Annotated in this window: 10 protein-coding genes and 1 pseudogene; 8 read left to right on the forward strand and 3 right to left on the reverse strand. The window is 61.8% G+C overall.

The annotated features are described in order from the left end of the window. Positions 1–492: pseudogene (locus tag BM70_RS31745) on the reverse strand (insulinase family protein); the annotation flags it as partial. Beyond that, positions 485–1840, reverse strand: a complete 1356-nt coding sequence (locus tag BM70_RS0130460) for a pitrilysin family protein (protein ID WP_025859519.1) — start codon at positions 1838–1840, stop codon at positions 485–487. The gene BM70_RS0130460 and the pseudogene BM70_RS31745, both read right to left, overlap by 8 nt. A 232-nt stretch (positions 1841–2072) precedes the next feature. Here BM70_RS0130460 and ftsY point away from each other — a divergent pair, with 232 nt between their 5' ends. The 4 genes from ftsY (at position 2073) to rpoH (ending at position 6132) form a co-directional block, all read left to right on the forward strand. After that, positions 2073–3458, forward strand: coding sequence for a signal recognition particle-docking protein FtsY (ftsY, locus tag BM70_RS0130465; RefSeq protein WP_025859520.1), 1386 nt, complete (start codon positions 2073–2075; stop codon positions 3456–3458). After that, on the forward strand, positions 3455–4126 hold the full coding sequence (ftsE, locus tag BM70_RS0130470) for a cell division ATP-binding protein FtsE (protein WP_003234627.1): 672 nt from the start codon (positions 3455–3457) through the stop codon (positions 4124–4126). The genes ftsY and ftsE overlap by 4 nt, the downstream gene beginning before the upstream one ends. Further along, positions 4123–5148, forward strand: a complete 1026-nt coding sequence (gene ftsX / locus BM70_RS0130475) for a permease-like cell division protein FtsX (protein ID WP_025859521.1) — start codon at positions 4123–4125, stop codon at positions 5146–5148. Before ftsE ends, ftsX begins: the two co-directional genes overlap by 4 nt. Positions 5149–5277: 129 nt before the next feature. Then, positions 5278–6132, forward strand: coding sequence for an RNA polymerase sigma factor RpoH (gene rpoH, locus BM70_RS0130480; RefSeq protein ID WP_025859522.1), 855 nt, complete (start codon positions 5278–5280; stop codon positions 6130–6132). A 195-nt stretch (positions 6133–6327) separates the two neighbouring features. Here the strand turns inward: rpoH and mtgA are convergent, their stop codons facing one another. Next, positions 6328–7050 carry a monofunctional biosynthetic peptidoglycan transglycosylase gene (mtgA, locus tag BM70_RS0130485; protein ID WP_025859523.1) on the reverse strand — a complete coding sequence of 241 codons (723 nt, stop codon included), beginning with the start codon at positions 7048–7050 and terminating at the stop codon, positions 6328–6330. 74 nt (positions 7051–7124) lie between these two features. Between mtgA and BM70_RS0130490 the strand changes: the two genes are divergently transcribed. The 4 genes from BM70_RS0130490 to trmB all read left to right on the forward strand — a co-directional run bounded on the left by BM70_RS0130490 (position 7125) and on the right by trmB (position 9359). Next, complete coding sequence (locus BM70_RS0130490; protein ID WP_025859524.1) at positions 7125–7505, forward strand: DUF423 domain-containing protein; 381 nt, start codon at positions 7125–7127, stop codon at positions 7503–7505. A 71-nt stretch (positions 7506–7576) separates the two neighbouring features. Beyond that, positions 7577–7777, forward strand: a complete 201-nt coding sequence (thiS, locus tag BM70_RS0130495; RefSeq protein ID WP_025859525.1) for a sulfur carrier protein ThiS — start codon at positions 7577–7579, stop codon at positions 7775–7777. A 52-nt stretch (positions 7778–7829) separates the two neighbouring features. Next, positions 7830–8624 (forward strand): thiazole synthase, encoded by a 795-nt coding sequence (locus BM70_RS0130500; RefSeq protein ID WP_025859526.1) that lies wholly within the window; start codon positions 7830–7832, stop codon positions 8622–8624. Positions 8625–8633: 9 nt separating this feature from the next. Then, positions 8634–9359, forward strand: a complete 726-nt coding sequence (gene trmB / locus BM70_RS0130505) for a tRNA (guanosine(46)-N7)-methyltransferase TrmB (protein ID WP_025859527.1) — start codon at positions 8634–8636, stop codon at positions 9357–9359. Positions 9360–9489: the final 130 nt, after the last annotated feature.

Below are 9489 nucleotides of genomic sequence, written 5' to 3' on the forward strand. Positions count from 1 at the left end.
AAGCGCGGCGTCGCGTTTGTCGCTGTCGCTGAGGCTGCGCAGGGACACCAGTGCCATGTCGCGGTACGCGCCATTGCCAAAGTCCGCGCCCAGGCCTTCGAAGTCGCGGGCGATCTGGCTCACATTCTTGCCCGGCACGCCTTCGTTGAGCATGGCGTTGGTCATCAGTGCCAGGCCCGGTACGTTGCCGTCCTGGCTGCTGCCGGCGGCGAACAGGATACGCACGTCGAACATCGGCAGTTCATGGGCCTCGACGAACAGCACCTTGGCGCCTTCGGCGGTGGTCCAGGTCTGAACGTCGAGCTTGCGGTTGGTCGGCGCCTTGCCGTCCAGCTCCGCCAGGGATTGCAGCGTGTTGCTCGATTGGGCCTTTTCCAATGCCGGGCTGGCCACGGAGTCGCCCGGGCGCAGGAAGTACACGGCGCTGGCGGCGATCAGGGTGACGACGACCAGGCCGGGGAAGATCAGGCGGCTGCTTTTGCGATCACTCATGAGCGGTCTCCTGGGGCAGGACATGGGCGACGCTGAGACGTTCGCGGGTGAAATAGGTGCGCGCGGCTTTCTGGATGTCTTCCGGGGTCACGCTTTGCAGGTCGGCCAGTTCGGTGTCCATCAATTTCCAGGACAGGCCGACGGTCTCCAGGGAGCCAATGGCCGTGGCCTGGCTGGTGATGGAGTCACGCTGGTAGACCAGGCCGGCAATGACCTGGGCGCGAATGCGTTCCAGCTCTTCGGCGGTCGGTGGCTTGGCCTTCAGCTCTTCCAGCAGGCGCCACAGGCCGGCTTCGGCTTGGGCAACGGTCTTTTTCTTCTGCTGGTTCGGCGTGGCCGTCAGCATGAACAGGGTGTCGCCACGGGTGTAGGCGTCGTAGTTGGTGGAGGCGGCAGACACCAGCTCTTCACCGCGCTCCAACTGCTCGGAGATCCGTGCACTGTAGCCGCCGTCCAGCAACGCCGAGATCAGGCGCAGGGCCTGTACCGAACGTTTGTCTTCGGCGGTGGCCAGGCCCGGCACGTTGAAGCCCAGGATCACGCTCGGCAGTTGGGTCTGCACTTTCATGGTCAGCAGGCGCTCGCCGGGTTCGGCCAGTTCCATCGGGATCTTGGCCGGTGGCACGTCGCGCTTGGGGATCGGGCCGAAGTAACGCTGGGCCAGGTTCTTCACCTCGTCCGGGCTGACGTCGCCGACCACCACCAGGGTGGCGTTGTTCGGGACGTACCAGGATTGGTACCAGTGGCGCAGTTCTTCGACTTTCATGCGGTCCAGGTCGGCCATCCAGCCGATGGTCGGCGTGTGGTAGCCGCTGGCCGGGAACGCCATGGCCTTGAAGCGCTCGTAGGCCTTGGACATCGGGTTGTCGTCGGTGCGCAGGCGGCGCTCTTCCTTGATCACTTCGATCTCGCGGCTGAACTCGTCGGCCGGCAGGCGCAGGCTGGCCATGCGGTCGGCTTCCAGCTCGAAGGCGACGCCCAGGCGGTCGCGGGCCAGCACTTGGTAATAAGCGGTGTAGTCATCGCTGGTGAAGGCGTTCTCTTCCGCGCCCAGGTCACGCAGGATCAGCGAGGCTTCGCCGGGGCCGACCTTGGCGCTGCCCTTGAACATCATGTGCTCCAGAGCGTGGGACAAACCGGTCTGGCCCGGGGTTTCATAGCTCGAGCCGACCTTGTACCAGACCTGGGAAACCACTACCGGCGCGCGATGATCTTCGCGCACGACGACCTTGAGGCCGTTGTCCAGGGTGAATTCGTGGGTGGGTTGGGGGTCGGCAGCAAGAGCTGAAAGAGGCAGACAAACTGTACTGAACAGCAGGCCTGCGGCGCGGCGGGCTAGAGCATTCATTCGTTTTTAAACCTGTTGGGCTGCCCGCTTGGTCTTAGCGTCGGCGGGCGAGGAGGTGCTAGGATACTGATCCGACCTAGGGACGGCCACTATGGCTGTCTTGTAAAGGCCCTATTTTGGCCTTACAAAATGTTGCGCATGAACGAGCTGGCTAAAAAACAGTCTGTTACGCATCGAATTTTATTTACCGACGCGCCCCTTGGCGCGTCGCTACCTTGAGATAGCCGTCTCCATGTTTGGTTCCAACGACGACAAGAAGACCCCAGCTGCGGCTGGCGAGAAAAAAGGCCTGTTCGGATGGCTGCGCAAAAAGCCGCAGGAAACCGTCGACGAACAACCACAGGTTCAAGCCGAACCGATCCCCGAGCCTATAGTAGAAGCCGAACCGGTCGCCGAAACTCCTGCGCCGGTGGTGTTGCCGATGGCCGAACCGGTATTGCAGCCGGTCGCCGAGGTTGAGCCTGAGCCGCAACCCGAGCACAAGCCATGGCCTGAACTGCCGGTGGCTGAAGAGCCCGTGGCACTGGTTGAAGATGTGCAGGCCGAGCACGTGGTTCCGCCGATTCCGGTGGTCATTGAGCCGCTGCCGCTCGTTGTCGAAGCGCCCGCACCCGCGCCTGCGGCGGTCGAGCCGGTGATTGCCGCTCCCGCTGTCATCGACGAGCCTGTCGTTCCTGCCGAAGCCAGCAAGACCGGCTTCTTTGCCCGCCTCAAGCAAGGCCTGAGCAAGACCAGCGCCAGTATCGGCGAAGGCATGGCCAGCCTGTTCCTGGGCAAGAAAGTCATCGATGACGAACTGCTGGAAGACATCGAAACCCGCCTGCTGACCGCCGACGTGGGCGTCGAAGCCACCGCCGTGATCATCCAGAGCCTCACCCAGAAGGTCGCGCGCAAGCAGTTGACCGACGCCGACGCGCTGTACAAGTCCTTGCAGGCTGAACTGGCCGCGATGCTCAAGCCGGTGGAAGCGCCGCTGGTGATTACCCCGAAAAAGCCATTCGTGATCCTGGTGGTGGGCGTCAATGGCGCCGGCAAGACCACCACCATCGGCAAACTGGCCAAAAAGCTGCAGTCCGAAGGCAAGAAAGTCATGCTGGCGGCGGGCGACACCTTCCGTGCCGCAGCGGTTGAACAACTGCAGGTCTGGGGCGAGCGCAACAAGATCCCGGTCATCGCCCAGCACACCGGCGCCGATTCCGCCTCGGTGATCTTCGATGCCGTGCAGGCCGCCAAGGCCCGCAACATCGACGTGCTGATCGCCGATACCGCTGGTCGCCTGCACACCAAAGACAATTTGATGGAAGAGCTGAAAAAGGTTCGCCGCGTGATCGGCAAGCTCGACGCAGACGCCCCGCACGAGGTTCTGCTGGTGCTGGACGCCGGTACCGGCCAGAACGCCATCAGCCAGGCCAAACAATTCAACCAGACGGTGCAACTGACCGGCCTGGCATTGACTAAGCTCGACGGCACGGCCAAAGGCGGTGTGATCTTCGCCCTGGCCAAACAGTTCGGGTTGCCGATTCGTTATATCGGGGTCGGTGAAGGCATCGATGACCTGCGCACTTTTGAAGCCGAACCCTTTGTACAGGCACTGTTTGCCGAGCGGGAGCGTTCATGATTCGATTCGAACAGGTCGGTAAACGCTATGCCAACGGGCATGTCGGCTTGCATGAGCTGAGCTTTCGAGTGCGGCGGGGCGAGTTCTTGTTTGTCACCGGTCATTCTGGCGCCGGTAAGAGTACGTTGCTGCGCCTGCTGCTGGCCATGGAGCGCCCGACCACCGGCAAACTGCTGCTGGCCGGCCAGGACCTGGCAACCATCAGCAATGCGCAAATCCCGTTCCTGCGCCGCCAGATCGGTGTGGTGTTCCAGAATCACCAGTTGCTGTTCGATCGAACCGTATTCAACAACGTTGCGCTGCCGCTGCAGATCCTCGGGCTGTCCAAGGCCGAGATCGTCAAGCGCGTGGATTCGGCCCTGGAGCGCGTGGCGCTGTCGGACAAGACCGATCTCTACCCTGGCGACCTCTCCACCGGTCAGCAACAGCGCGTCGGCATTGCCCGCGCCATCGTCCACCGCCCGGCCCTGCTGCTGGCGGACGAACCTACCGGTAACCTCGACCCCCGCCTGGCGGCCGAGATCATGGGCGTGTTCGAAGACATCAACCGCCTGGGTACCAGCGTGCTGATCGCCAGTCACGACCTGGCACTGATCGCCCGTATGCGCCATCGCATGCTGACCCTGCAGCGCGGCCGCTTGATCGGTGACGGGGAGGCCGGCGTATGAGTGCCACACGCAGCCCTAAAGTCTCCGAGCGCGTGGCGCCGAAACCCGCCGACCCGCAACCGCAGAAGAAAAAACACGAACACGATGACGACGGCCCGGACTTTCGCACCTTGCTGCGTGCCTGGATCGAAAGCCATCGCGCCAGCCTGCTCGACAGCCTGCGCCGCCTGGGCAAGCAGCCGATCGGCAGCTTTTTCACCTGCCTGGTGATGGCAGTGGCCTTGAGCCTGCCGATGGGCCTGTCGCTGCTGCTTAATAATGTCGAGCGCCTGGGCGGTTCCTGGCAGCGTGCAGCACAGATCTCGCTGTACCTGAACATCGATGCCAGCGCCAAAGACGGCGAAACCCTGCGCGATGACATCAAGAACCTGCCGGGCGTAGCGGATGCCGAGTACATCAGCCGCGACCAGGCGCTGGAAGAGTTCCAGCAACAGTCCGGCCTGGGCGAGGCGCTCAAGGAGTTGCCGCAGAACCCGCTGCCGGGCGTGGTGCTGGTAACGCCGAACGAAGTCGACAAGCCGGCACTGGAAGCCCTGCGACAAAAACTCGCAGAGATGCCCAAGGTGCAGCAGGCGCAGCTTGATCTGGTCTGGGTAGAGCGGCTGGCGGCGATCCTGAAGCTCGGCGACCGGTTTGTGTTCGGCCTGACGGTGCTGTTGGTGTCTGCATTACTTTTGGTGATAGGTAATACCATTCGTCTTCATATTGAAAACCGTCGCACCGAGATAGAAGTGATTAAACTGGTCGGCGGCACGGACAGCTATGTGCGTCGTCCTTTTCTGTACATGGGCGCGCTTTATGGCTTTGGTGCCGGGATTTTGTCCTGGGGCGTGCTGGCATTTGGCCTGGACTGGCTGAACGACGCGGTGGTCGGGCTGGCCGGACTCTACGGCAGTGATTTCGCGCTGGCCGGTGTGCCGGTAGCCGATGGTCTGAGCCTCTTGCTTGGCGCGGTATTGTTGGGGTATATCGGTGCTTGGATTGCGGTCGCACGGCATTTACGTGAGCTGGCACCGAAGTAGTTAATGTCAGATTAATGTGGTTTCGTTTGTATTGACCGTATCGGTGGTTTAGGGAACTTGTCCTACGGTTCCCGGTCAATTTTCGCAGTGCTTCACTGCACGAGTTATGTGAGTCGGAGGTTTTTTCGTATGACCACTTCTTTGCAACCTGCTTATGCCTTGGTCCCGGGTGCGAACCTGGATGCCTATGTGCACACGGTAAACAGCATTCCATTGCTGACGCCCGAGCAGGAGCGTGAACTGGCCGAGAGTCTCTACTATGAGCAGGATTTGGGGGCGGCTCGGCAGATGGTGCTCGCCCACCTGCGTTTTGTCGTACATATCGCCCGTAGCTATAGCGGCTACGGCCTGGCCCAGGCTGACCTGATCCAGGAAGGCAACGTCGGCCTGATGAAGGCTGTAAAGCGCTTCAACCCCGAAATGGGCGTGCGGCTGGTGTCGTTTGCCGTGCACTGGATCAAGGCGGAAATCCACGAATTCATCCTGCGCAACTGGCGCATTGTGAAAGTCGCGACCACCAAGGCCCAGCGCAAGTTGTTCTTCAACCTGCGCAGCCAGAAAAAACGCTTGGCGTGGCTGAACAACGAGGAAGTCCACCGCGTGGCCGAAAGCCTGGGCGTGGAACCCCGTGAAGTGCGCGAGATGGAAAGCCGCCTGACCGGCCATGACATGGCCTTCGACCCGGCCGCCGAAGCGGACGACGACAGCGCCTTCCAATCGCCGGCCAACTACCTGGAAGACCACCGGTACGACCCGGCGCGTCAACTGGAAGACGCCGACTGGAGCGACAACTCCAACCACAACCTGCACGAAGCGCTGGAAGTGCTGGACGACCGCAGCCGTGACATCCTCTACCAGCGCTGGCTGGCAGAAGAAAAAGCCACGCTGCACGACCTGGCGCAGAAGTACAACGTGTCGGCCGAGCGAATCCGTCAGCTCGAGAAGAGCGCGATGAACAAGCTGAAGTTGTCGATCGCCGCTTAATAGGTTGCGAAAAGACAAAAAAATGCCCCGATCGAGAGATTGGGGCATTTTTGTTTCTGACCTCACGCGAGCCCCTGTACGAGCTGGCTTGCCAGCGATAGCGGTATATCAGCTGAAAATGAACGACCTGACAGACCGCGATCGCCGGCAAGCCGGCTCCTACAGCGGGTGGGTGTCAGCCAGATTTGTGGGGTGTCAGTCGGACCAGGGTGCTTTGCGCGAATTGTTCAATTCCACCAAATAGCCATCCCCACCCAACTGGCTCATCTGCTGGCGAATCCACGCCGCACGCCGTGCCACATATGCCGTCGGATGGCTGGCACTCCACACCCGAGGGTTGGGCAGCACCGCCGCCAGATAACTGGCCTGCTGGCGGGACAGTGCCTTGGCACTGACCCCAAAGTGATGCCGCGCCGCCGCTTCCGCGCCAAATACCCCTTCATCCCACTCAACACTGTTGAGATACACCTCAAGAATCCGCTGCTTGGGCCACAACACCTCGATCAACCCGGTAAACCAGGCTTCCAGGCCTTTGCGCAAATAACTGCGACCGGCCCACAGGAACAGGTTCTTCGACACCTGCTGGCTCAACGTACTGGCGCCGCGAATCGAGCCACCGCGCTCGTTGTGCAGGATGGCGGCCTGGATCGCGCCGAAGTCAAAGCCCCAATGCTGCGGGAAACGCTGGTCTTCACCGGCCATCACCGCCACTTTGAGGTCATCGGAGATCTCGTCCCACGGCACCCAGCTACGTTGCAGGTCAATGGGCTCGCCGTCGAACCAGGATTCGACCTTGCGCTCCACCATCAGCGCGGTAAAGGGTGGCGGGACGACACGAAACAGCAGCACCAGCAGCACACTGCCGATGGCAAACCATTTCACGACGTTGAGAAAGCGTTTGAAGAGGAGACGCAGCATAGAGATGGCTTGGCCGAACCCGTTGAGCGGGCCATTATACAGACCCGGCCCTTTGAGTCTGACTGGAGTTCCTCATGCTGCGTAGCTTTCTGATGCTGGCTGCCTTTTTTGGCTTTACCGGCGTTGCCCTCGGCGCCTTCGCCGCCCACGGCCTGAAAAACCGCCTGAGCGCCGACTACCTGGCGATCTTCCATACCGGCGTGACCTACCAACTGGTGCACACCCTGGCGCTGTTTGGCGTGGCGCTGCTGGCGGCGCACCTGCCGGGGCGTTTGGTCACGTGGGCAGGCGTATCTTTTGCCGTCGGTATCCTGTTGTTCTCCGGCAGCCTGTATGTGCTGACCATGACCGGCATCAGCAAGCTCGGGATCATCACGCCGTTTGGCGGCCTGGCCTTCCTGCTCGGCTGGTTCTTCCTGGGCCTGGCGGCGTGGCGCTTGCAGCTGACCGCTTGACGCTTGGAGCTGACCTTCAGGTTCCAATCGCGCTAGAATGCCGACCCCTAAAAACGATGGCGGCCCGTGGCATGCGCATTCAGTTGAACGGCGAATCCTTTGAACTGCCCGACGGTGAAACCGTTGCGGCCCTGCTGACCCGTCTGGACCTGACCGGGCGTCGCGTCGCAGTGGAGCTCAACCTGGATATCGTCCCGCGTAGCCAGCACGCCGAGACTGCGCTCACCGACGGTGACCAGGTCGAAGTCGTCCACGCCATTGGCGGCGGCTGATCGCGCAGTTTCCTGAATTCTGCAGAACCTCACCCCATTTCGAGGATTTCCCATGAGCATCGTTCGTAACGACAAGCCCTTCGTCCTGGCCGGTCGTACCTACCAGTCCCGTCTGCTGGTCGGCACCGGCAAGTACCGCGACATGGAAGAAACCCGCCAGGCCATCGAAGCCTCGGGCGCCGAGATCGTCACCTTCGCCGTGCGCCGCACCAACCTTGGCCAGATCGAAGGCGAACCGAACCTGCTCGAAGTGCTGTCGCCGGATCGCTACACCTTCCTGCCGAACACCGCCGGGTGTTACGACGCCATCGAAGCCGTGCGCACCTGCCGCCTGGCGCGTGAGCTGCTCGACGGCCATAACCTGGTGAAGCTGGAAGTGCTGGCCGACCAGAAAACCCTGTTCCCCAACGTGATCGAAACCCTCAAGGCCGCCGAAACCCTGGTCAAGGAAGGTTTCGACGTGATGGTCTACACCAGCGATGACCCGATCATCGCGCGCCAACTGGCGGAAATCGGCTGCATCGCCGTGATGCCGCTGGCTGGCCTGATCGGTTCCGGCCTGGGCATCTGCAACCCGTACAACCTGCAGATCATCCTCGAAGAAGCCAAGATCCCGGTGCTGGTGGATGCGGGCGTGGGCACCGCCTCCGACGCGACCATCGCCATGGAGCTGGGCTGCGACGCGGTGCTGATGAACTCCGCCATCGCCCACGCCCAGCAGCCGATCATGATGGCCGAAGCCATGAACCACGCCATCGTCGCGGGCCGCCTGGCCTACCTCGCCGGTCGCATGCCGAAAAAACTCTACGCCAGCGCCTCCTCGCCGCTGGATGGTCTGATCAAGTAAGAGCCATTGATGACTGAATCAAACGAAACGCCGAACACCCTGGAAGCAGGCGACGAGTCCAAGCACCGCCGTATCAAGAGTTTTGTGATGCGCGCCGGTCGCATGACCGAAGGCCAGCAAAAGGGCCTGGAGCAAGGTACGCCGCTGTTCGTGCTGCCATTGGCCGATGCGCCGGTGGATTACGACCAGGTGTTCGGCCGTTCGGCCCCGCGCTCCCTGGAAATCGGTTTCGGCATGGGCCACTCCCTGCTGGAAATGGCCGCCGCCGCGCCGGACCAGGACTTCATTGGCGTGGAAGTGCACCGCCCGGGTGTTGGTGCGCTGCTCAACGGCGTGTTGACCCAAGGGCTGACCAACCTGCGCGTGTACGACTGCGACGCGATCGAAGTGCTCAACCGCTGCATCGCCGACAACAGCCTCGACCGCCTGATGCTGTTCTTCCCTGATCCATGGCACAAAGCCCGTCACCACAAGCGCCGCATCGTCCAGGCTTCCTTCGCGGAACTGGTGCGCAGCAAGCTGAAAGTGGGCGGCGTCCTGCACATGGCTACCGACTGGGAACCGTATGCGGAATACATGCTGGAAGTGATGAACGTCGCCCCCGGCTACCGCAACCTGGCTGAAGACGGCAAATGCGTGCCACGCCCGGCCGAGCGTCCGATCACCAAGTTCGAGCGTCGCGGTGAGCGGTTGGGGCATGGGGTGTGGGATCTGAAGTTCGAGAAGGTTGACTGACTAAACTGGTTTGCTGTGGCAGGCGGGCTTTTGTGGTGAGCGGGCTTGCCCCGCGCTGGGTGGCGAAGCCGCCCCAACAAAGTCACCGAGTTTCTTCAGACAAGACTAGCTGTTGGATTTTAGGGCCGCT

This window comes from Pseudomonas sp. CHM02, from assembly GCF_000612585.1.
Taxonomy (GTDB): Bacteria; Pseudomonadota; Gammaproteobacteria; order Pseudomonadales; family Pseudomonadaceae; genus Aquipseudomonas.

Coding starts and splice junctions, on each gene's coding strand:
- BM70_RS0130460 (WP_025859519.1), bottom strand. CDS start 1,840: ATGAATGCTCTAGCCCGCCGCGCCGCAGGCCTGCTGTTCAGTACAGTT.
- ftsY (WP_025859520.1), top strand. CDS start 2,073: ATGTTTGGTTCCAACGACGACAAGAAGACCCCAGCTGCGGCTGGCGAG.
- ftsE (WP_003234627.1), top strand. CDS start 3,455: ATGATTCGATTCGAACAGGTCGGTAAACGCTATGCCAACGGGCATGTC.
- ftsX (WP_025859521.1), top strand. CDS start 4,123: ATGAGTGCCACACGCAGCCCTAAAGTCTCCGAGCGCGTGGCGCCGAAA.
- rpoH (WP_025859522.1), top strand. CDS start 5,278: ATGACCACTTCTTTGCAACCTGCTTATGCCTTGGTCCCGGGTGCGAAC.
- mtgA (WP_025859523.1), bottom strand. CDS start 7,050: ATGCTGCGTCTCCTCTTCAAACGCTTTCTCAACGTCGTGAAATGGTTT.
- BM70_RS0130490 (WP_025859524.1), top strand. CDS start 7,125: ATGCTGCGTAGCTTTCTGATGCTGGCTGCCTTTTTTGGCTTTACCGGC.
- thiS (WP_025859525.1), top strand. CDS start 7,577: ATGCGCATTCAGTTGAACGGCGAATCCTTTGAACTGCCCGACGGTGAA.
- BM70_RS0130500 (WP_025859526.1), top strand. CDS start 7,830: ATGAGCATCGTTCGTAACGACAAGCCCTTCGTCCTGGCCGGTCGTACC.
- trmB (WP_025859527.1), top strand. CDS start 8,634: ATGACTGAATCAAACGAAACGCCGAACACCCTGGAAGCAGGCGACGAG.